This is a genomic window from Aeromonas sp. QDB11 (genome assembly GCF_027705265.1).
Taxonomy (GTDB): domain Bacteria; phylum Pseudomonadota; class Gammaproteobacteria; order Enterobacterales; family Aeromonadaceae; genus Aeromonas; species Aeromonas allosaccharophila.
The window spans coordinates 64258-85937 of the sequence record NZ_JAPDBM010000011.1; the positions used below are offsets into that span (position 1 = coordinate 64258).

Consider the following 21680-nt stretch of genomic DNA (forward strand, 5'->3'; position numbering starts at 1 on the left):
TCAGGTTTGACAGGAGTACCCATGGAGATGAATACGCGTGGCATCGGCGCTCTGGCTCTGCTGGGGGCGTTATTGCTGGGCAGCACGGCAGCCCACGGTTCGGAAACCCTCAACACCATTCTCGGTGGCGGGGCGGGCGGGGTGGCGGGCACCATGATCGGCAAGGAGCTGGGGGGTGATACCGGCGCGTTGGTGGGGGCTGCGTTGGGCGGCGCTGCTGGTGGCGCGGCGACGGCCAATAAGGGTAACAAGAATGAAGCGGCCCTTGGCGGCGCGGTGGGGGCGCTGGGCGGTGCCGCTATCGGCAAGAGTGTCGGCGGTGATACCGGTCAACTGATCGGCGCCGGGGTCGGCGGGGCGGGTGGTTCGGCCATCGGCGCCAAAACCGGCGATGGTCACAAGAGTCAGGATCGCTATTACGATGACGACGATGATCATCACCATCACAAACACCACAAGAAGCACAAAAAGCATAAGAAGCACAGATGGCACGACGACGATTGATGCGTGCGCAGTGAATGCGGAAGATGCAAAACGGGGTCTGTTGGCCCCGTTTTGCATGGTCTGGTCACCTGATTTTGCGGTTACCAGCGCGCGCGGTCACACCAGCCGGTGCTGGCGGCGACCGGCGGCAAAGGCGTTGATGTTGTCGATCAGCTGATCGGCGAGACGTTGCATCGACTCCTCACTGGCCCACGCCACATGAGGGGTCAGAATGAAGTGCGGGTATTGCAGCGCCTTCATCAAGGGATGGTCGGGGGGCGGCGGCTCGACGCTCGCCACATCGAAACCGGCGCCGCCGAGCCGACCGTTGGCCAGCGCTTGCAGCAGCGCCTCTTCATCCACCAGACCACCCCGGCCGACGTTGATCAGCAAAGCGCCCGGTTTCATCAGATCCAGCTCCCGCTCGCCAATCAGGTTGTGGGTGTAGGGGGTGAGCGGGCAGTGCAGGCTGATGACGTCTGAACTTTGCAGCAACTCGTCGAGTGGCAGACGATCCTCGTCGTGGCTGGCGCCGACCTGACTCTGGGCGTAGCGCACCGTCATCCCCATCCCTTTGGCCCGCTCGCCGAGCGCCTGACCGAGCGTCCCCTTGCCGATGATGCCGAGCTGCTTGCCATGCAGATCCATGATGTTGTGGTCGAAGAAGCAGAACTGGCCGCTCTGTTGCCAGCGCCCCTCCAACAGCGACTGGCGCCAGCAGAAGAGGTTGCGCGACAGGGCCAGCATCAGTGCCATGGCGTGCTCCGGTACCGAGGGGCCCGAGTAGTTGCGGATGTTGCATACCCCGACGTTGGCGGCGCGGCACGCTTCCAGATCCACGTTGTCGCTGCCGGTGGCGGCCAGCGCGATGAGTTTCAGCTCCGGCAGTTGGGCCAGCTCGGCGGCGCCGATCCGCACCTTGTTGATGATGGCGATGCGGGCATCTTTGAGCCGCCCTACCACCTGTTCCGGGGCGGTACGCGGATAGCTCTGCCAGTGATGGGGGAAGTCGGGGTGATGCAGGGTGATGCCCGCATCCAGGGTATCGCTGTCGAGAAATACGATTTGCTGCATGGACCTTCCTGCCATTGTTCAGGTTCGAGGAGCCATGATGCCAAAGAGGATGCAGTCAGGGCCAGCCTGTCGCTGTGCCAGGGTGGCGCTTTATCCGGCAGATGTGAGCTGGCGCGCGCTTTGTTGCGCCACGGTGGCGGCCGGTTTAGAGCCAGCCCAGATGGTTGAGCCAACCCTGGATGCGGGAGGGGGTCTCCTCCAGTTCCATCAGGGCGTAGGGGCGATAGTTGAGCTTGTGGCTGCGGCGGCTTTCGCTTTTGCGGGCCTCGGCGGCCAGCAGGGGCCAGCGGCCGCCATCCTCCTGATAGAGATCGAGGGTGGGGATGGCCGCCTGAGCCACCTGTTTGGCCAGGGTCTGGTTGCTCTGCTGGTTGGGGAAGAAGCCGTCGAGCAGCACCAGCGCATCGGGGGCGGGCAACTGTTCGCTGGCGATGAGGTTGGCAGTCCAGGCGGCGCCGGTACCTTGCGCCAGGATCAGCTTGAAGCCCCCCTCCTGCAGCTTGGCATCGGCCAGCTTGCTGATCCGCTCGGCAAACTGCTTGCGAAATTCATCGCTGTTTTTCGCTTTTTTCTCGGCGGCGGGGTCCAATTCTGTCTGCTGGGGGGAGGGGAGCAGCAGCAGGGTATCAAAGCCCAGCTGGCCGAGGGCGCGGGTCAGTTGCCACAGTTGGCCGCTGCGCTGCCAGTCGGGCAGTAAAATGGCCAGTCCCAGATAGTTTTCACTGTCGTGTTTGGCGAACAATACCGTCTGCTTGTCGATCCGGGTGGCATCGGGCAGCCCTTTCCAGTCGCTGGCTTGCCAGTAGTCGAGGGGCAGTGGTTCGGCAACGGGGGGCGCGACCTCGCTCGCCTCTGCCCCATGGCCAGCCAGCAAGGTCAATAACAGCAGTGATAAGGATAATCTGGCCATAGTATGCTCCCCCGGTTATCTGGGTTAGCGGCGGCAGCGGGATTTTCTTGAGAGGAGGCTCCCCCGCTGGGGGAGTCTCGTGCCGTTCGGGAGAGGTTGCGTGCTCCCCTATCGGTGGCGGTGTGAAGAGAGACCGTTCAGCTGCCTGTCGTGCAGGCGCGAGAGCAACAACTGGGCGGCTACGGCACCGATCAGGGCGAAGAACATATCGGATTGGGTATCCCAGGGGGCTCCCTGGGTGCCGAGAAACTCGTCGGCTCCCTGACCCAGCGCCAGTGCCGCTCCCCACTCGATAAATTCATAGGTGGCGCTGATGGCGAGCACCACGCAGACCACCAGAAACGCCAGCATGCGGCCTCCTTGTACATATCCGCCGCGCAGCAGGATCTCCCGACAGGCCAGGGCGGGCACAAACCCCTGAAAGAAGTGACCAATCTTGTCATAAGGGTTGCGGCCAAGTTCCAACCACTGTTGCAGTTCGAAACCGAGCGGCACGCGGGCGTAGGTATAGGCGCCTCCCAGCATCAAGACCATGGCATGGAGGAAGATGCAGAGATAGAGCAGGCTGGTGAGGGGAAACGTGCGATGGGTCAGCAGCAGCAATGGGATGGTGATGATCACCGGCGCGACCTCCATCAGCCAGGTTGCCCTGTCATAAGGTTGCCAGCCCGAGAGCGCCAGCAGGAGCAAGGTGGCCAGCAGCAAGAGGATTTTGGTGGTCAATGTCATATGGGGTATCACTCGGGCAAGAGTTGGCATGCATGGCACCATTTAGCCATGTTGGTGTACAGAATACAGCCGCCGGGAGAGCCCACAATAAAAAAAGCGAGCCGGTGGCTCGCTTTCTTCATTCAACGCATTGCGGTCAATTAGTTGACGCGACGCTTGAATTCGCCGGTGCGGCTGTCGATTTCGATCTTGTCACCGATCTCTACGAAGGCGGCAACAGCCAGCTCGTAGGTGGTGCCTTTCAGACGGGCAGGCTTGGTCACTTTACCGGAGGTGTCGCCACGGGCAGCCGGCTCGGTGTACTCAACTTCGCGTACGATGGTGGTCGGCAGTTCTACGGAGATGGCTTTCTCGTTGTAGAAAGTCACTTCGCAGATGTCTTCCATGCCGTCTACCAGGTAGTTCAGCACGTCACCCAGGTTATCTTTCTCTACGTCGTACTGGTTGTACTCGGTGTCCATAAAGACATACAGGGGATCGGAGAAGTAGGAGTAGGTGCACTCTTTACGTTCCAACTGAACTACGTCCAGCTTGTCGTCGGCCTTGAAGACGGTCTCGGTCGCGCTGCCGTTCAGCAGGCCCTTCAGCTTCATTTTGACCACGGCGGAGTTACGGCCGGATTTGTTGAATTCAGCCTTCTGAACCACCATCGGCTCGGTGCCGATCATGACTACGTTACCAGCGCGGATTTCCTGTGCGGTTTTCATGTAAAAAATTCCTGTTCGTGAAACGGACGGATAAAAACTGCCAGATTATATACGGCTTTCTAAAAATTTCACCAACCGAGTGACGAGATCCCCGTCCCGTAGCAACTTCTGTGACCAGCTTCGCCCATGTTGCTGCCAAATGGCGCTATATCGGGACCATTGGGCCCAAAGTTCGCTGCACTCTTCCCCACGATTGAGGGCCAGATTGAACCGGCGCAGCCATTGAGCACATTCGGCGGGCAGATCAGCGAGATAGTGGTCGAGGAACTGCTCCAGCTTGACCAGATGAGCCTCATCCTCCTGCTGGTAGATGTGCCAGAGGAAAGGACGGGCTGCCCACTGGGCCCGCACGAAGGAGTCCTCCCCGCGCACCAGATTGAGATCGCAGCTCCACAGCAGCCGATCGTAACCGGCCTGATCGGTCATCGGCAGCAGCTTGATGGTGAGGTTGCCCGAGTGAAGCAGATCCCCCGCCTTGGCGGTGGTGATGGCGCCTTCAAGGCCTGCGCCGCGCAGCACATCCTGCAGCGAGCGCCCCAGCGGCAGCAGCAGGGTGACGGGCGTGGCGCTCTGGCACCAGCTCTCGACCAGAGTTACCAGCGCATCGCTCTCGTAGGTAAAGAGGCTGACCCGCAGCTCGTTATCTTGTTGTTCTGGCAATCCAAGGCTGGCCCAGTAGGCGGCAAGGCCAGCCTTATCCTGTTGCCACTGTTCCCGCTCGGCGATGAGCCCCTGCTCGCACAAAAGGCCACCGGTTTTAGCCGTAAAGCCCGGGAAGAAGAAATATTTGTTGAGGCTCTGGTTGCCCACTCGCTGGGGCGAGGCGAGGGCGTGGCAATCCTCGACCCAGCTCTCTGCCGAGAGGTACTCCAGATTGATCCAGCAGGGGGGCTTGGGTTGGCTCGCCATCCCTTCGATAAAGGGGGCGGGCAGCTCGCAGGCAAAGGCCTCGATCACCACGGTGGCCGGTGTGGCATCGGCGGGCAGGGTTTCATGCCAGTGCTGGATATAGATGCCCTCGACCCACTGGCCATCTTGCGCCGGATCCAGTCCCGGACAGATGCGGGCAAAACTGGCCAGATCGTCCACCCAGAGCCGCACCTGGATATCATTGCCGTGGGTGGGGAGCTTTCCCTCCCGCTTTAGCTGACGGGCGAGTCGCCAGGTGACGCCGATGTCACCGAAGTTGTCGACGACACAACAGAAGATATCCCAGTCAAACGGGGGCAGAGGAGTGGTCATGGCTCGGGATCCCAGATGCAAAAAAACCGGTGCGCAGGGTAGCACACCGGTTGGCTGGCTTCTAACCGTCAGCGCGTGACGGCGGTCTGTGGCAGGTTACTCCTTGCCGTAGACGTTGTTTTCTTGCTCACGTACCCGGATAAAGGTGGTGTGTGCTTTGTTGATCTCTTTAAGCTGGCGGTAAAGCAGATAAACCAGGTTTACTCCTTGCCGTAGACGTTGTTCTCTTGCTCGCGTACCCGGATAAAGGTGGTGCGCTTGGTGAGTTCCTTGAGTTGGCTGGCGCCGACGTAGGTGCAGGTGGAGCGCACGCCGCCCAGAATGTCGCGCACCGCATTTTCGACCGGGCCGCGATAGGGCAGCAGCACCATCTTGCCTTCTGAGGCACGATACTCGGCAACGCCACCTGCGTGCTTGTCCATGGCGCTGGAGGAGCTCATGCCGTAGAACTTCATGAAGGGCTCGCCGTTCACATCGACGATCTCGCCACCGCACTCTTCGTGGGCTGCCAGCATGCCGCCCAGCATCACGAAGTCGGCGCCGCCGCCGAACGCTTTGGCGACGTCGCCCGGGCAGGTGCAGCCGCCGTCACCGACGATCTGGCCGCCGAGGCCGTGGGCCGCATCGGCACACTCGATGATGGCAGAGAGCTGCGGATAGCCGACGCCGGTTTTGACGCGAGTGGTGCAGACAGAGCCCGGGCCGATGCCGACCTTGACGATGTCGGCGCCGGAGAGGATCAGCTCTTCCACCATCTCGCCGGTCACCACGTTGCCCGCCAGAATGACGTGGTTGGGGCAGGCGTCACGGATTTTGCGCACAAACTCGACGAAGTGCTCGGAGTAGCCGTTGGCCACGTCAACGCAGATGAAGCGCAGTGCTTCGGACATGGCGAGGATCTGGCGGGTCTTGGTGAAGTCATCGGGCGAGGTGCCGGTCGATACCATCACATGGCCCAGCAGCGCCGGATCGGTTTCGTTGACGAAGGTTTGCCACTGCTCAAGGCTGTAGTGTTTGTGGACTGCGGTCATCATCTCGAAGCCAGCCAGGGTTCTGGCCATGGCGAAGCTGCCGACGGTATCCATGTTGGCGGCGATAACGGGAACGCCTTGCCATTGAGTCTGGGTGTGCTTGAAGGTGAACTGACGGGTCAGGCTGACTTGGGAACGGCTCTTGAGAGTAGAGCGCTTGGGGCGGAACAGGACATCCTTGAAACCGAGCTTCAAGTCTTCTTCGATACGCATTACAAATTCCTTATTGAGCCTTGTTGAAAGTCACTTTTGCAGTGGCAAATTTTCGGCAGGCGCAAAAAAACCGGTGGTTTTCAGGCCCTCCGGTTTACAACAGTGTAGGCAAAAATCCCGTCAGAACAAGACTGATAATTCACTCACTGTTGTGGTAGCCTTTGGCGTCACAACCTGAGGTTAACCACCAGTTTCATCCAGCACCGCCCGGTGCCTTGCTCCCCATCGATATTCCCGTCCGCTTGGGCCGCCGTTTGGCCACTCCTTGTCGCCTCTCTTCTGATCCGCCCGGCATTATCCAACTCACTGAAATAAATCGGATTGACCCCCGAGGCGACTGTGGTAGATCTGGGCGCAGGATTGACAAGGCAGGACCGTAAAATGGGCAAGATGATGGTGGGAATGACCCTGATGCTGGCACTGTGTGGCAGTGCGCTGGCAGAGACCCCGACCAGCTATGGCTGGATTGAGAAGGGACTTATTTTGCCTACCGGCGTGGCGGTGAAGATGAAACTCGACACCGGTGCGCTCACCTCTTCCCTCGATGCTCGCTCCATCACCAGATTCAAACGGGATGGCAAGTCCTGGGTGCGCTTCATGCTGGTGGTGACCGATGCCGACAGCGGCAAACTGGTCAAACAGCAGTTCGAGCGGCGGGTCGAGCGCAGCGTGACGGTGCGCGGGGCAGGCGGCATGGAGCAGCGGCCAACGGTGACCATGTCCATCTGTCTGGGGGACAAGGTGTATGAGGAGTGGTTCACCCTGCGGGATCGCAGCAAGATGATCTATCCGGTGCTGCTGGGCCGCCGCCTGCTGGCGGAGCTGGGCCCGGTGGATTCCAGTCGAACCTTTACCGTGCAGCCCGCCTGCCGCCAAGAGTGAGCCGCCCCCATGGTGGGCGAACTCGCCTTGGCATCTATTTTTCTGGTGGCAGCGGTAGCCAGACGCTGACCTCCAGCCCCCCTTGTGGACGGTTGTGGACATCGAGATCGGCGCCGTGCAGCTGGGCGATGCGTGAGACAATGGCCATGCCGAGACCGACGCCATCCCCCTGCTGGGGATTGACCCGAAAGAAGCGTTCACACAGCCGGGGCAAGGCGCTGGCGGGAATGCCGGGGCCATTGTCGCTCACATCCACCCTCACCCGGTTGCCCTCCCGCTGTACCCGTACCTTGATCTCGCCCTCCGGCTGGGTGTAGCGCAGCGCATTGTCGATCAGGTTGCTGAACAGCAGGTCGAGCAGGGTGGCCTGCCCCATCACCAGCAGCGGCAATTCACACTCCAGCGACAGCTGCTGATCCTTCTTGAGGGCAATGGGAGCCAGGGTCGCGAGGGTGCCTTGCAGCAGGTGACCCACCTCCAGTTCGGTCAATACTAGCCCCTGCTGGTTGTCGATACGGGCCTGGGTCAGCAGTTGGCGGATCAGCCGATCGCTGCGATCGAGGGCCTGCAGCATCTTGTGCAGGGACTGTTGGCGGCTCACTTCATCTTCGGCAGCTAGGGCATTTTCACTGTGGATGCGCAGCACCGCCAGCGGGGTACGCAGCTCGTGGGCCGCCTCGTTGGTGAACTGTTTCTCCCGCTCTATGGTCTCCGCCAGCGCCAGCATCAACCGGTTGATCTCGTTGGTGAGCGGGGTCAGCTCCTGAGCGCTTACCTTGAGGCTGAGCGGGCTCAGGTTGGCGGGGTGACGTTCGCTGATGGCTTGGGCCAGCTGGCGCAGGGGGGCCAGCCCGCGGGTGATGAGCCACCAGAGCAGGGCCAGCAGGAAGGGCAGGGTGATCAGCAGCGGCAGCATGGTGAGGGTGGCCATCTTGCTGGCCAGTTCGCTGCGCTCGTCATCCCGCTCCGCCACCACCAGCCAGGTCTGCTCCTGCTGGTTGTAGAGGGTGAAGGTGCGCCACTGGTGACGATCTTTTTCGACCGTGTCGAAGCCGATGGCCAGGGTGACCAGTGGCTGCTCCGGGGCGCTGGGGGCGCGCAGCAGCAGGCCGCCCTTTTCATCGAGCAGCTGGAAGTAGAGATTGCGTTCGAACTCGTGGCCGTAAGGGGTGATCTCCCGATCCTCGCCGGTCAGGTTGAGGCCGGGATCTTTTTGCCACTCATCGGGATTTTGCGCCTCCCACTCCTGATAGACGGTGCCGTTGGCGGGCAGTTTCCCCTGCTGGGCCATGTAGCGGGCCAGCAGCTGGTTGGTGATGCGGGCCGACTGGGCGAGGCGGGCATCAAACAGCTCCTCCATCTCGTGACTCGCCTCCATGTAGCCAATAAAGGCGCTGATGGTGAGACTCAGGCTCACCAGCGTCAGGATACCGGTGAGCAGAAAGCGGCGAATGGAGCGGGGACGTTTCATCGTGCGGGTGTCCGGCTTGGCTGTTCGAGCTGGGGAATGATGTAGCCGACCCCGCGAATATTGCGGATGAGGTCGCTGTAGAACTTCTTGCGCAGATGGTGGATATGCACCTCTACCGCGTTGCTCTCGGCTCCTTCGTCCCAGCCGTAGAGGCTCTGTTGCAGCTGATCCTTGCTCAGCACCCGGCCGCTCTGGCTGATCAGCTCCTGCAGCAGCTTGTATTCATGGGGGGTGAGTTTGACCGCTTCCCCCTGATAGGTGACCTGCTGGGATTCGGGATAGATGAGGATATCGCCATACTCCAGCACCGCTTGGGCCTGCCCCTTGCTGCGGCGAACCAGGGCGCGCAGGCGGGCGTTGAGTTCCTGCAGGGCGAAGGGCTTGACCATGTAGTCGTCAGAACCGGCATCGAGGCCGATCACCCGATCGTCCAGCGCATCGCGGGCGGTGAGGATCAGCACCGGCAGCTGGTGGCCCTCCCGGCGCAGCTTGCGCAGCAGGCTGAGGCCATCGATGTCGGGCAGGTTGAGATCGAGGATCAGGGCGGCGAACTCGTCGCTCTTGAGGGCCGTCAGGGCGGGCAATCCCTGTTGCAGCCAGTCCACCGTGTAGCCGCTATGGCGCAGTGCATCCTGCATACCATCCCCCAGCATCACATCATCTTCTACCAGCAGGATCCGCATTCTTTTCTCCCTGTTTGTTGGGTGTCGCGATGTGGCTCAGCGCCAGGGCTTGCCGTGGCATAAACAACGCTGCCCACCAGTATGCAAGCTGGTGGGCAGAGTTTAAATAGATCTTTGATCCATCAGGGATTTATAGCTTGGCCAGTTTTTCGCGGATCTCCATTCTGCGCCCTTCATCGGCCACTTCGCGGCCCGGGCGGGCCGGGGCGGTCAGCGCCTTGTCGAGGTAGGTTTTGGCCTCTGCCTTGCGACCCTGATCCAGCAGGAAATCGCCATAGAAGAAGTTGGGGTCGATGCCATCCGGATTGATGGCCAGCGCCTGCTTGAGCAGTTGCTCCGCCTTCTCGTCATCGCCAAAGCCGACCGGCCAGCCGGGCACCTGATAGTAGAGCGAGCCCAGACTGGTGTAGGCAGAGCCATCCAGCGCCTTGGGATCCTGCTTGAGCGCCAGCTCCAGCTTGGCCTTGGCCTCTTTCACCAGACCCAGTGCCCCCAGCCCCCCTTTGGCCCCCGCCCAGGTGCTCTTGACGATGGCAGACCAGATCAGCAGATCGGCGCGAAAAGGCTCCTTGGCGCTGGCCGCTTCGGCCTGGGTGCTCAGGGTCTCGAGGCAGCTCTCTTTCGCCTTGCCGGTCTGTTGATACTGGCAGACGGCCCACTGCTGCTGGATGGGCGCGAGGGCATCATCCGCGGCCATGACCGAGGAGGAACCCAGCAGGATGGCGATGGCACAAGAGGTCACGGATTGACGGACAAAATTCATATTAATGCTCCTTCTTGGTCGGGATCGGGCGGGACAAGTCTGGTTGTGGCGCACTGTTGGCGCTGGTATCAGTCGTCCTTGGCTGAAGATGACGGGCATAACGTTTGATAATTGACAGCTGTCTGGCCAGCGCCTTGTCGACAATGCCCGGCAGCAGGGCATTGAGCCGCACGAACAGTTTTTCCGGCCAACCGAGCCAGCTGCGGCGGGTTTCGTTGCACAGGGCGATGACGGCCTCTTCGGCCACCTCTTGCGGGCTGTCGGTCTGGGTGCCGAGCGCCGCATTCATCTCGTAGGCGGCTTCGGAGTTGAGCTTGGTGCGGGTGGCGCGCGGGGCGAAGTGCAGCACCTTGATGCCGCTGCCCTCGAGCTCCCGTCCCAGCGCCTCGCTAAAGCCGCGCATGGCAAATTTGCTGGCGCAGTAGACGCTGTAACCGGGGTAGCCGATGCTGCCCAGGCTCGACCCCATGTTCATGATGATCCCCGGCTTGCGCAATCTGGGCAGCAGTACCCGGGTGAGCTGGATCGGTGCCTCGATATTGAGCAGCAGCTGGCGCTCCACCTGTTCGAAGCTCTGATCTTCCAACCAGGCAAACTGGTTGCAGCCGGCGTTATTGATCAGGATGTCGAGCCCGTTCTCCAGCGCCGGGTGTTGCAACAGCTTGGCCCGCTCCTGCGCAGAGCCGAGGTCGGCGAGCACCACCTGATGGCGCTCGGGATGCGGCAGTGACTTGCACAGCCGATCCAGCGCCGGACCGCGGCGACCGTGCAGCAGCAGGTGGGCCCCCTGGGCCGCCAGCTCCTGCGCCAGCTCTTCACCTATGCCACCGCTGGCGCCGGTGAGCAGCACGAGTTTCCCTTCAAGGTTCATGGTGTGGGTTCCCTTTTTGCTGTCTGCTGATCCGCTGCCGACTTACGGTGTGGCGGTGAGGTTGTAGAGCATCTCGCCATAGAGGCGGTAGACCACCTTGGTCGAGTGAATGATGGCGGCTTGATCCGCCGGACTTTCGACCCGATCCATCAGGGATTCAAAGAACTTGAGGTGCTCCTGATCCAGGGTGCCGTGGGAGCTCAGGTAGCTCATCGCTTGCGGTGGCAGGCCGAGACCCTTTTTCAGCTGGTCGGCGACGGTCAGCGCGATGGCCACGCTGGTGCCTTCCAGTACCTGCACCATGCCGAAGAAGCCCATGGGGTTGCCGCGCTGGATCTGGTCGTAGAGGAAGGCCACCATCAGCTCGATGGGCAGCCCGGGCTGGCCGTGGCGCACCGCCTCGGCATCGCCGCCACAGGCGCGGATGTCGTTGAGGATCCACTCCTGATGGCCATACTCCTCGTCGATGTACTCGGCAAGGGCGCCACGCACCCACTCGTACTCCTGACCCAGCTTGCCGCCGGTTGCCATCAAGAGCGGAACTGTGTGGCGCACGTGGTAGTAAGCCTGTGCCAGAAAGGCGAGATAGGTGTCACGGCTGATGTCGCCACGGCGGCAGGCTTCGATGATGGGGGCGTTGAACAGATGCTCACGCTCACTGGCAGTGGCTTGTTGCAGAGTCTGATAGAAGCTCATGACGATTCTCCGGTAAGGCATTGGCTAATTTGTTGGGAAAAGTGTTGGTAAATCTCGTTGCGACGGGGACGCCCGTTGGCGGTCAGCAGCCCGGGATGTTGATCCAGTGCCACCGGCAACCAGTGGTGCAGCCGGGCATAATCGGGCAGCCGCTGGTTCAGACCGGCGATCTGGCGTGGCAGATCCGCCTCTTTCCCCAGCAGGGGCTGGATCAGCGCCACGTTGGCGGGTTGACCATCGCCAAAGACCACGATGCGGGCGATGGCGGGGCAGAGCTGAGCCTCGGCTTCCACCCACTCTGGCGAGAAGTTGCGGCCAAAGGCGGTGATCTGGACATTCTTCTTGCGCCCGGTGATATGGAGGTAGCCCTCATCATCCAGATGACCCAGATCGCCAGTGGCGATCTGTATGGCAGAAGGTTCGCCAGCGGCAATCTGTTCGGGAGCCGGTTCGCTGCTGCCGAGATAACCCAGCATGGCGCTGCCGCTCACCATAATTTCGCCATCGCTGGCGATGGTGACCTGACAGTGGGGCAGGGGGCGGCCCACGCTGCCGGGCTTGTCAGCATCCGGACTGTTGAGCGCCACCACGGAGCCACACTCCGAGAGGCCATACCCCTCATAGACCGGCAGGCCGAGCTGGCGGGCATGTTTGATCAGGTCGGGGGCCACCTTGCCGCCACCGACGGCAATAAAGCGCAGGCTCTTGAGCTGCTGGGTCAGCGCCGGTGTGTTGGTGCAGAGTGCCAGCAGCAAACGCAGCAGTTCGGGCACCAGCACCAGACTGTGGGTCGGCCAGCGCAGCAGCGCCTCCCCCAGCATGGCCCCATTGAGCGAGCTGGAGCCGGTGAAGCCGAGCTCCCCGAGGGACGGAATGCGGCTGCAGGCGCCGGTCAGCAGCGGCACATAGAGGCCGGTGATGTTCTCAAGCAGGGTCGCCAGCGGCAGCAGGGTCAGGTGTTTTTCCACCTTGGCTGGCGTGACCCGCTCGGCCAGCGCATGGCTCACCGCCATCATCTGGCTCAGTGACAGGCAGACGCCCTTGGGCTGGCCCGTAGTGCCGGAGGTGTAGGTGATCTTGGCGGTGCCCTTGGGCAGCGCCGGTCGATTGGTCGGGGTATGGCGCCACAGCGGCACTGTTTGTTCAACATGAGGACCGGTGATCAGAGTCAGTGGCTCGGCGGCATGCCACCCCTGATGATATGGGCCGACCAGCGCATCGGCGCCGCTGCTCTCCAGCACCCACTCTTGCTGCTCAAGGCTGAAGAAGTGGGGCACCGGGATGACTACGATCCCTGCTTTGGTACAGGCCAGATCCAGCAGCGCCCAGGGCAGGCCGTTATCGAGTTGCAGGGCCAGACGGCTGATGTCGAGCTGTTGCAACTGGTTGGCCAGACGCTGGATCTGTTGCCACAGAGCTTGATAATCGAGGCGCTGCTGGCTGCTCAGCAGCGCAGGGGATTGCGGATCCTCGTGGGCATGTTTGGCGATGGCGTCGAACAGGCTCATTGGGCGCACCTTTTCTCACTGGTCAGGGTTGCATCGGTAAAAAGCACTGGCATGGGGGCCAGCAGATTGAGCAGCAGGCTGCTCTGGGCCAGCACCTCGCGCCCCTGATTGATGTCACCCACCATCACCTTGGGTTGGCAACGGTAGTACTCACCCCAGGCATCGGCGTCGGCACCCACCTGATGGGCCTGTGCGGGGGCCAGCTCCACCGGATTGAGTTGCAGACGGGCAAAGCTGTTGCGCAGCTTGGCGGTGCCGGTAAAGACCACGTAGTCGAGGGCGTTTTCACACAGCATGCGGCAGAGGGCGGCAAACATCAGGCGGGCATTGCCCGGTTCGCTGCAGGCCAGATTGCCCACTTCGATAATGCGGTTGCGTGCCGGATAGACCCCGAGGCGGGTGTTGATGGCGGCCTCGATGGGTTGCTCCAGATACTGTTCCAGATAGAGAGGCCCCTCACTGGCATGATTGAGACCACAGGCACCGACCAGCGTCCCGTCCGCCCGATAGAGCCCCAGCAGGCAGGGGAGAAAATGGGGGATGCGGGCGTTGAACTCGAGGGTGTAGGCTGCCTGGATATAGGTTTGCAGCGCCATGACCTGCTGCGGGGACTTAGCTAGCAGCAATCGGTAGGGTGCCTGGATCTCGATGGTCATGGGTGACTCCTTCTCTTGCGATGGTTTGAGAGTAAAAGCCCAAACTTAAGAAACCCTTAAGCAGCAAAAAAAGTTGTCAGCGACGCGACGGGCAGGCAATCTGCGCCGCTGTTATCCAACAGGAAGCACCCAAGAGGAACCGCCATGTCATCCAGTGTCTGCTGCCCCCTGTGCGCCAGCCATCGCAGTTATCCCCTGCCGGTGGCAGGCAAGCGCTATCATCGTTGCCTCGCGTGCGAGCTGGTCTGGCTGGATGAGGCGGATCATCTGGATGAGGCGGCGGAGAAGGCGGTCTATGACGGTCACGACAACCGGGTGGATGATCCCCGTTATCGCACTTTTCTGATGCGGGCATTTGGCGAGGTGTTGAGTCGGGTGCCAACGCCTGCCAGTGGTCTCGATTTTGGCTGTGGCCCGGGCCCTGCGCTGGTGGCGATGGGGCGCGAGGCGGGTTACCAGATGGCGGGGTATGACAAGTTCTACGCCGATTTTCCCGAGTTGCTGACGCGCCAGTACGATTTCATCACCAGTACCGAGGTGATCGAGCATATCGCCGAGCCGCGTGCCGTGCTGGAGCAGTTGTGGGGCTGCCTCAAACCCGGTGGTGTGCTGGTGTTGCAGACCCAGCGGGTGCTCAGTGACGAGCGGTTCAAAAACTGGCGCTATCGCCACGACCCGACCCACATCGTCTTCTTTGCCGAGGCATCGTTTCGGGTGCTGGCCGCCAGCTGGCAGGCCGAGCTCAGCTTCCCCCACGCCGATGTAGCGGTATTGCAAAAAGGCACGCCCTGAGGCGTGCCTGCTGATGGATGGTTTTAGGAAGTAGTTAAATGCCCTGAATTTAACGTTATCAGTTATTTATCCAGCATGATGCTCAACAATTTGTCATCTTGCTTGTTGTAGAGCTTGGAGACCAGCTCGCCAAACAAGAAGGCAACGTTAACGCCCTGTCCGCCGTTATATCCAAGGGCATAATAAATATTCTGATTCGTACCGGTGACGCCGATCATTTCATTCTTGGTTGTGGTTTCTGAAATTATCCCGTCCCAGGTTTTTTCAATTTTTATCCCTTTTATTGATGGATAGAGCTCACCAATACGCTTGGAGATTTGAGCTTCAATCTTTTTCAAATCACCGGGGTACTGCAGGTCATCCCCCTCATTGTATTCGACGCTACCACCACCAATAACAATGCGATGGTCAGCGGTCATGACCATGTGGTAGGTGGCATCACTGTCCGTTCCGGCATATTGGTCGTCATACCATGAGATGTTGTTTTTCCAGCCAATGCTGTTGTATTGCGCATCCGTCAGTGGGGCCGTGACTGCCACTTGAGTGTGAGAGGGTTCAATATCATCAGGCTTGAAGCCAAGCGTCTTCCCGGCATAGGCATTGGCTGCCACGACAATATTTTTTGCGGTAACTTCATAGCGTTGGTCATTGACCTTGACTGGCAATGAAATCAGCTTGCCGTCTTCTTCATATTCCAGCACCGGGCTATTTTCATAGATGACGACCCCGGCATCTTCCGCCAGTTTCTTGAGCGCGGCGACCAGCTTGCCCGGGTTGACCATGCCGCCATTGGGATCATATACCGCACCGATCAGCGCTGGTGAGCCGAGCATATTTACGGCTTTCTCTTTGCTCCACAATTCAATCGGCATGCCCAGTTTTTTGGCCTGAGCCACATACTCTTTGGCATCATCCAGATTTTCAGGGTTAAAAATCCCCAAGGATTGGCCATTGAGTACGTACCCCGGGTCAATGCCGGTCGATTCGGCCAACCGCTTAATCCGGTGCATGCTATTGACGGTGATGTCATAAATTTCTTTATGATTCGCTTTGTGATCACCCATCACAAAGCCGCCTTCGCTATAGGTTTGCGCCAACACCAGAGCGCCATTACGGCCAGATGCGCCATTGCCGACCCGCTTTGCTTCCAAAATAACCACAGTGCTGGCCGGATTGGACTTCTTGATATGGTATGCGGCAGATAATCCCGTATATCCACCGCCGATGACGGCGACATCCACATCAATATCTTTATTGAGGCTGGCGTTTACGTTGGGCAAGAACTGAGCCCAGTAACTCTGATTGTCATCGTAAAACCGGGCGATATTTTCATCGTTGGCGAAGGCGTTGGTAGCGAGTGTGCCACTCAACGCGATCAGCGAAAAAATAGTGCCTTTTAGTACCGGAAATGCACGCATGTTGACTCTCCATTGATAGTAAAAAAATTCGCGCGAGATTTAGCTAATTCACTGTCAGCCAGCAATGCTGGCGTCTCTTGTCAAACGTCGGTTGCTGTTGCCAACCCATGCTGCCCGCTCTATCACCCCGCAGTGTGTCGGGCAGCCATGGAAAATGGATGTCAGTGCTACGGGCCAAACCGCAGGCTGGCAGATACATAGCGCGTTATGGCTCCAGATAGCCGCGATCCTGCCAGTGATAGAACATCAGGGTGGACTTGACGCCGATTGACTTGAATGGCTCCGGCGGCAGCCACATCGGCAGGGTCTGCTCGGCGTGGTTGAACCAGGGGTGATCCTTGCCTTGATAGAGACTGGCCACGATGTCGCCAAACAGGAAGGAGAGGTTGATGCCGTGGCCGTTGTAGCCGAGGGCGTAGTTGATGTTTTTGTGATCCCCCATCACGCCCACCGCTTCGGTACTGTCGCCGGTCATGCCGAGTACCCCGTCCCACACCTGCTCAAATTTGATCCCCTTGAGGGCCGGATAGAGTGTCACCAGCTCGGTCATCATCATCTCGCTGACCCGGTTGAGGTCTCCCTTGTAGTTGAGGCCGTCGTTGAAGACGTACTCGGCATTGCCGCCGCCGATGACGATGCGGTTATCCGGGGTCAATACCAGATGAAACAGGATGTTGCGGGTGTCATAGAAGGGCATCCGGCTCTGCCACTGGATGGCGTTGAGCTGATCCCGGGTAAGCGGCTCGGTCACGGCGCTTTGGGCGTGCACCGGAAATACCCGCCCGCTGAAGTAGCCAAGCTTGGAGGTATAGCCGTTGGTCGCCAGTACTATGCTGTCGGCGGTTACTTTGTATTTGTCGGCCACATTGAGCTCGATCTGCTTGCCCTCCTTGATCCCCAGCACCGGGCTCTGCTCATAAATGGTGACGCCCGCCTGCTCCACCGCCTTGCGCAGGGCGTTGACCAGCTTCATGGCGTGAACCTGACCGCCATTGGGGTCGTAGACCGCCCCCACGTAGCGATCGGTGCCGAGTTTTGCCTCTGTGGTATCGGCGTTCCAGTACTGGAGCGGGATGCCGAGACGATTGGCGGTTTTCACATAGTCGCGGTATTCGGGGATATCCTCTTCATCGAGGATCGCCTCCACATAGCCATCAAGCTTGAGGTCGGCCTCCACGCCGGTTGAGGCGACCAGCGCCTGCAGCTTGTGCATGCAGGCGACGGTGAGATCGTAGTGGCGCTTGCTCGCTTCCCCCTCTTCATAGAGGTCCATCACCTCGGAGCCCGGCAACACCATGCCGCCGTTGCGGCCCGAGGCGCCGCTGCCCACCTGCTTGGCTTCGAAGATGGCGATCTTGAGCGACGGGTTGGCCTTGGCCAGATGCCAGGCGCTGGAGAGGCCGCTGTAGCCGCCGCCGACGATGGCTATATCCACCTTCATGTCTTGCGCCAGCGGGGCACTCTCCTCTGCCGGTTTCTCCTTGAACCAGTAGCTGGTGTTGGGCTCAAAGTCGCTCATCTTGGGGCCGCAGGCGGCGAGAAAAAAACAGCTGATGCACATGGTTAACGCTCGTTGGCAAAGGGTGGTCGGATTCATCTTCTACTCCGGTTACAGATACAAAATGTCAAATCATTCAATCGGGTTGGGCGGTATTGACCCGGCGACCGATGTCTCGCAGCCGGGCCAGCTGATCGGCCAGACCGGGCCCTTCATCCAGGCTGGTGACGAAGTTCCACAGGTAGGTCATCACAGCATAGACATGGCCTGCCGAGACCTGGGGCTGGGCCATCAGCATGGTGATGGCGAGCAGGAACAGCAGGGAGGCGCTGATACCGACCGCCAGAAAAGCGAGCGCCTCCCGATCCGAAATCCGGATGCGCAGCCAGGCCAGCGCGCGGTAGTGGCGGGAGAGGCTGGCTGACTGGGCATGGGTGACCAGCTTGACCTCGTGTTCCAGCCGATCGTTGAGCCGCTCGTGCAGCAGCTGGTTTTTGCGCGAAAAGCCGGGCAGCAGCAGGCCGAACAGAAGTAATACCCCCATGCAGGCGATGCCGACCCAGAACTCGATCACCATCAGCATCACGGCCGCACCGACGATGGAGATCAGGCTGGTGGCCAGGATCGGGATATGTTTCTCGAAGAAGTCGACAAACTCCCGCGCCAGAGTGACCCGCGCCACTATGGTGGATTGCCCCTCCTGCTGCTGGCGCTGGGTCAGGATCACCGGCACCGCCAGTGCCGCATAGATATGGGTAAAGGTGCGGGTGTCGACCGCCCGGCGCAGGGCACCGATGAGCCAGAACAGCAGCACGATCAGGGCGTAGCTTGAAGCCTGCCACCACTGGCCCTTGACGATGGCGTCGATGGCAAAACCGGCGAACAGGGGATAGACCACCAGCAGGATGTTTTCGAGGGCCACCAGCGAGAAGGTGCCCGCCAGCTTGAGGGGATTGGCCCGTGCAATTGCCCCCAGCGAACGACCGGCCGAGTGTGGCAACGGCATGGCCTGCTCGTCGCAACTGGCTGCCGAAGTGGTTGGTGTTGTCATGGGTTATCTCCTAAGATGTCGGAAACGCTAAGTTTGAGCGAGTGCTCAAAGTTTGTTTGAGCGACTGCTCAAAGTCAAGCAGATCGATTGATATCGCAGGAGGTCAGATGGCACGCCCATCAGCAGAACAGCGTAAAGAGATGATCATCGGGGCCGTACTGGCCCTGTTTCGAGAGAAGGGGATGGCGGCATCGTCAACCCGTGATATTGCCGAACGTACCGGTCTGGCGCGCAGCCACGTCTACCACTACTTCAAGGATTGGAAAGAGCTCTGCCTCTGCGCTGTGGAGCGTTTCACCTATCAGGAGATAGCCGAGCAGCGGGAGTGGTTGCTGCCGCTACCCGCCCGCGAAGCGTTGCCGCTGTTTGTGCGGGACAACCTGCCGACCAGTCAGGATGCCTCCTGGGCCATCTACCTGGATGCCTGGAACGAGTCACTGCGCGACCCTGTGTTTGCCGAGAGCTACCGCAAAATCATTCTGGCGTGGCGCGAGGTGTTGGAGCAGATCCTGCAAAAGGGGATCGACAGCGGCGAGTTTGTAGCGGGCGATGCCCGGCGACTGGCGCGCCAGATCACCTCGCTTATCAACGGCTATGCCGATGACCTTATTCTGGAGCCGACCCCCGAGACGGTAGAGGCCACTTATCAAGAGATCATGCTGGTGGTCAATCAGCTGGTCTTGCCCCCGGCCCACTCATAGCGGCGCAGGCACACAAGGAGGGGAGGCGTGCCAGCGTGGGGCCTCCCCCAGTTTTGTTGGCCATCCGCCGGGCGCGCGATGGCCAGATACCAGGGAGCGGTTGTTGATGTCGATTACCCATTTGTCACTGCAAGATGCCCGTCATCTGCAACTGGCGGCGCAGGGGCTGCTCGCCCCCCGTCGCAGCAAGGCGACCCCGGCCGATCTGCTGGCCACCATTCGCCGCATGGCGTTGCTGCAGATCGATACCATCTCGGTGGTGGCGCGCAGCCCCTATCTGGTGCTCTTTAGCCGGCTTGGACAGTACGAACCGCGTTGGCTGGAGCAGTTGCTGGCCGACGGCGAGATCTTCGAATACTGGGCTCATGAGGCCTGCTTTGTGCCCCGCGAGGATTATCGGCTGCTGCGCCACCGGATGCTCGATCCCGCTGGCATGGGCTGGAAGTTTTCGGCCAACTGGCTCGCTACCCATCAGCAGGAGATTGGCCAGCTGATCGAGCGCATTCGCCAGCATGGCCCGGTGCGGGCGGCCGATTTTGAACGCACAACCGGCAAGGGGAACGGCTGGTGGGACTGGAAGCCGGAGAAACGTCATCTGGAGGTGTTGTTTACTACCGGCCAGCTGATGGTGCGGGAGCGGCGCAACTTTCAACGGGTCTATGATCTCGCCGAGCGGGTCATCTCCGAGTGGAGCGACCAGCGGGATCTGCCGAGCGTCGAGCAGGCGCAGCGGGATATGGTGCGCGCCAGTTGCCGGGCGCTGGGGCTGGTCAAAACCGGCTGGGTGGCGGACTACTACCGGCTGCGGCGCGGCAAATACGATGCCTTGCTCCATCAGCTGGCGGACGAGGGTGAACTGCTGCCGGTGCGGGTGGAGGGGTGGCAGCACGGCGCTTTTGTGCACTCTTCGCTGGCTGATGAGCTGGTGCAGGCAGAGGAAGGCCGTCTCAAGGCAACCCATACCACCGCCTTGTCGCCATTCGACCCGCTGGTGTGGGATCGCAAACGGGCCAGTGAACTGTTCAACTTCGACTATCGCATCGAGTGCTATACCCCGGCCCCCAAGCGCCAGTACGGCTACTTCGTGTTGCCCTTGCTCCATCGCGGCAAGCTGGTGGGCAGAATGGATGCCAAGGCCCATCGCCAGCAGGGGATCTTCGAGATCAAGAGCCTCTATCTGGAAGCCGGGGTGAGAGTGACCCGCACCCTTGCACAGGATCTGGCGAAAGCCCTGCAAAAGCTGGCTGACTGGCACCAGACGCCGCAGCTTCGTTATGGTGCCATTCCGGCCAATTTGCTGGCGTTGTGGCATGAAAGCGCCCCTGCAAAGTGAGCGCTATCCCTTCTGGGCTAAGCTGCAAGAGGGATAAACAGTTCGGGAGCGGGAGATGAAACGAGCGGAAACATGGTGGGCGGGATTGGCGATGGCCATCTTGTCCCCCGCGCTATGGGGGCAAGAGCCGCCAGTGAAGATCTGTCTGGGGGAGGGCAACGAGTGGGCCCCCTTTACCTATTGGGAGCGCAAGGACGGTGTGCCCGATACCAGCCGCCTGACCGGCTCAGCCACTACGCTGGTGCTTGATGCGCTGCAACAGAGCGGGCTATCGCACCAGATCCGCTATCTGCCCTGGGCGCGGGTCCAGCAGGAGTTGGCGGATTATCGCCAGAACGGTCTGTGCGAGCTCACCTGGGATGCCAGTTACAAGCCGGAGCGGGCCGAGTTTGCCTTCTACAGCGTGCCGCTCTATTACACCCACCTCGGTTTCTTCTATCTCAAGCGCCGCTTTCCCGAGACGCCGGACTTGCAGACGGTCAACCGCTCCCGGGTGTGCGGGGTGATTGGCTACAACTACACCCCCTATGGGCTGGCGCAAGAGCCACGCCGGGTCAAGCAGTTGCAGCAGGCTTTGGACATGATGGGGCGGGATCGCTGCGACTTTTTACCGAGTGAAATCGAACCGCTGGTGAGTGGTCTCAGCCTTGGCATCTACCGCAGCGAGAGCGGGTTGCTCAACCTCGCCCTGCCCAGCCGCAAGGGATTCTATCTGCTGGTGAGTAAGGGCTCCCCCCGCGCCCATGAGCTGGTGAATACCCTCAATCAGGCGCTGGTGGCGTTTCAGGAAGGAGGGCATGGGGATGAGGTGATGCGCCGTTTCTTGCCACCGATGGAGTAATGGCGAAGAGCTGGCACCACTCAGGGGGAGCAGATGAACAAAGGGCCAGCCGGTGCAAACCGGCTGGCCCTCTTGGTTAATCAGGGACAATAAAAAACCGGGCTCGAGGCCCGGTTTGGTCAATCAG

22 protein-coding genes are annotated in these 21680 nt (G+C 60.5%); 6 read left to right on the forward strand and 16 right to left on the reverse strand.

Annotated features, from left to right (window positions below):
- Positions 1 to 21: 21 nt before the first annotated feature.
- Positions 22 to 504, forward strand: coding sequence for a YMGG-like glycine zipper-containing protein (locus OKC40_RS05690; protein WP_075112260.1), 483 nt, complete (start codon positions 22 to 24; stop codon positions 502 to 504).
- A gap of 96 nt (positions 505 to 600) precedes the next feature.
- Here the strand turns inward: OKC40_RS05690 and OKC40_RS05695 are convergent, their stop codons facing one another.
- The 6 genes from OKC40_RS05695 to OKC40_RS05720 form a co-directional block, all read right to left on the reverse strand.
- Positions 601 to 1557 (reverse strand): D-2-hydroxyacid dehydrogenase, encoded by a 957-nt coding sequence (locus OKC40_RS05695; RefSeq protein ID WP_270794444.1) that lies wholly within the window; start codon positions 1555 to 1557, stop codon positions 601 to 603.
- A 145-nt stretch (positions 1558 to 1702) separates the two neighbouring features.
- On the reverse strand, positions 1703 to 2467 hold the full coding sequence (locus tag OKC40_RS05700) for a DUF3530 family protein (protein ID WP_182938063.1): 765 nt from the start codon (positions 2465 to 2467) through the stop codon (positions 1703 to 1705).
- Between the two features lie 108 nt (positions 2468 to 2575).
- Positions 2576 to 3196, reverse strand: coding sequence for a DUF2238 domain-containing protein (locus tag OKC40_RS05705; RefSeq protein WP_270794445.1), 621 nt, complete (start codon positions 3194 to 3196; stop codon positions 2576 to 2578).
- A gap of 140 nt (positions 3197 to 3336) precedes the next feature.
- Positions 3337 to 3903: an elongation factor P gene (efp, locus tag OKC40_RS05710; RefSeq protein ID WP_033137526.1), complete on the reverse strand. Its 567-nt coding sequence runs from the start codon at positions 3901 to 3903 to the stop codon at positions 3337 to 3339.
- A 45-nt stretch (positions 3904 to 3948) separates the two neighbouring features.
- Complete coding sequence (earP, locus tag OKC40_RS05715) at positions 3949 to 5145, reverse strand: elongation factor P maturation arginine rhamnosyltransferase EarP (protein WP_139710006.1); 1197 nt, start codon at positions 5143 to 5145, stop codon at positions 3949 to 3951.
- A 200-nt stretch (positions 5146 to 5345) separates the two neighbouring features.
- Complete coding sequence (locus tag OKC40_RS05720; RefSeq protein WP_042658591.1) at positions 5346 to 6389, reverse strand: GMP reductase; 1044 nt, start codon at positions 6387 to 6389, stop codon at positions 5346 to 5348.
- A 381-nt stretch (positions 6390 to 6770) separates the two neighbouring features.
- Here OKC40_RS05720 and rloA3 point away from each other — a divergent pair, with 381 nt between their 5' ends.
- Complete coding sequence (gene rloA3 / locus OKC40_RS05725) at positions 6771 to 7271, forward strand: retropepsin-like aspartic peptidase RloA3 (RefSeq protein ID WP_182938049.1); 501 nt, start codon at positions 6771 to 6773, stop codon at positions 7269 to 7271.
- Between the two features lie 34 nt (positions 7272 to 7305).
- Here rloA3 and OKC40_RS05730 read toward each other — a convergent pair whose 3' ends face one another.
- The 7 genes from OKC40_RS05730 to OKC40_RS05760 form a co-directional block, all read right to left on the reverse strand.
- Positions 7306 to 8742 carry an ATP-binding protein gene (locus OKC40_RS05730; RefSeq protein WP_182938048.1) on the reverse strand — a complete coding sequence of 479 codons (1437 nt, stop codon included), beginning with the start codon at positions 8740 to 8742 and terminating at the stop codon, positions 7306 to 7308.
- Positions 8739 to 9425 (reverse strand): response regulator, encoded by a 687-nt coding sequence (locus OKC40_RS05735; protein ID WP_058053600.1) that lies wholly within the window; start codon positions 9423 to 9425, stop codon positions 8739 to 8741. The genes OKC40_RS05730 and OKC40_RS05735 overlap by 4 nt, the downstream gene beginning before the upstream one ends.
- A gap of 130 nt (positions 9426 to 9555) precedes the next feature.
- Positions 9556 to 10188, reverse strand: a complete 633-nt coding sequence (locus OKC40_RS05740) for a tetratricopeptide repeat protein (RefSeq protein WP_182938047.1) — start codon at positions 10186 to 10188, stop codon at positions 9556 to 9558.
- A 1-nt stretch (position 10189) separates the two neighbouring features.
- On the reverse strand, positions 10190 to 11059 hold the full coding sequence (locus OKC40_RS05745) for an SDR family oxidoreductase (protein ID WP_182938046.1): 870 nt from the start codon (positions 11057 to 11059) through the stop codon (positions 10190 to 10192).
- Between the two features lie 42 nt (positions 11060 to 11101).
- Positions 11102 to 11755, reverse strand: coding sequence for a TenA family transcriptional regulator (locus tag OKC40_RS05750; protein ID WP_139409896.1), 654 nt, complete (start codon positions 11753 to 11755; stop codon positions 11102 to 11104).
- Positions 11752 to 13263, reverse strand: a complete 1512-nt coding sequence (locus OKC40_RS05755; protein WP_270794446.1) for an AMP-dependent synthetase/ligase — start codon at positions 13261 to 13263, stop codon at positions 11752 to 11754. The genes OKC40_RS05750 and OKC40_RS05755 overlap by 4 nt, the downstream gene beginning before the upstream one ends.
- Positions 13260 to 13919, reverse strand: coding sequence for a thermostable hemolysin (locus OKC40_RS05760; protein WP_182938044.1), 660 nt, complete (start codon positions 13917 to 13919; stop codon positions 13260 to 13262). The genes OKC40_RS05755 and OKC40_RS05760 overlap by 4 nt, the downstream gene beginning before the upstream one ends.
- A 144-nt stretch (positions 13920 to 14063) precedes the next feature.
- On the opposite strand from OKC40_RS05760, the gene OKC40_RS05765 reads away from it, so the two are divergent.
- Positions 14064 to 14711, forward strand: a complete 648-nt coding sequence (locus OKC40_RS05765; protein ID WP_182938043.1) for a class I SAM-dependent methyltransferase — start codon at positions 14064 to 14066, stop codon at positions 14709 to 14711.
- Positions 14712 to 14773: 62 nt separating this feature from the next.
- Here the strand turns inward: OKC40_RS05765 and OKC40_RS05770 are convergent, their stop codons facing one another.
- The 3 genes from OKC40_RS05770 to OKC40_RS05780 form a co-directional block, all read right to left on the reverse strand.
- Entirely contained in the window at positions 14774 to 16129 is a 1356-nt protein-coding gene (locus OKC40_RS05770; RefSeq protein WP_270794449.1) for an NAD(P)/FAD-dependent oxidoreductase, read from the reverse strand.
- A 205-nt stretch (positions 16130 to 16334) separates the two neighbouring features.
- Positions 16335 to 17726 (reverse strand): NAD(P)/FAD-dependent oxidoreductase, encoded by a 1392-nt coding sequence (locus OKC40_RS05775; RefSeq protein WP_270794450.1) that lies wholly within the window; start codon positions 17724 to 17726, stop codon positions 16335 to 16337.
- 37 nt (positions 17727 to 17763) lie between these two features.
- A complete protein-coding gene (locus tag OKC40_RS05780; protein ID WP_270794451.1) occupies positions 17764 to 18678 on the reverse strand; it encodes an ABC transporter six-transmembrane domain-containing protein in 915 nt (304 codons plus the stop codon).
- 107 nt (positions 18679 to 18785) lie between these two features.
- Here OKC40_RS05780 and OKC40_RS05785 point away from each other — a divergent pair, with 107 nt between their 5' ends.
- The 3 genes from OKC40_RS05785 to OKC40_RS05795 all read left to right on the forward strand — a co-directional run bounded on the left by OKC40_RS05785 (position 18786) and on the right by OKC40_RS05795 (position 21553).
- Positions 18786 to 19379: a TetR/AcrR family transcriptional regulator gene (locus OKC40_RS05785; protein ID WP_234603834.1), complete on the forward strand. Its 594-nt coding sequence runs from the start codon at positions 18786 to 18788 to the stop codon at positions 19377 to 19379.
- 106 nt (positions 19380 to 19485) lie between these two features.
- On the forward strand, positions 19486 to 20712 hold the full coding sequence (locus tag OKC40_RS05790; RefSeq protein ID WP_270794453.1) for a winged helix-turn-helix domain-containing protein: 1227 nt from the start codon (positions 19486 to 19488) through the stop codon (positions 20710 to 20712).
- A 91-nt stretch (positions 20713 to 20803) separates the two neighbouring features.
- Complete coding sequence (locus OKC40_RS05795) at positions 20804 to 21553, forward strand: substrate-binding periplasmic protein (protein ID WP_111805336.1); 750 nt, start codon at positions 20804 to 20806, stop codon at positions 21551 to 21553.
- Positions 21554 to 21680: the final 127 nt, after the last annotated feature.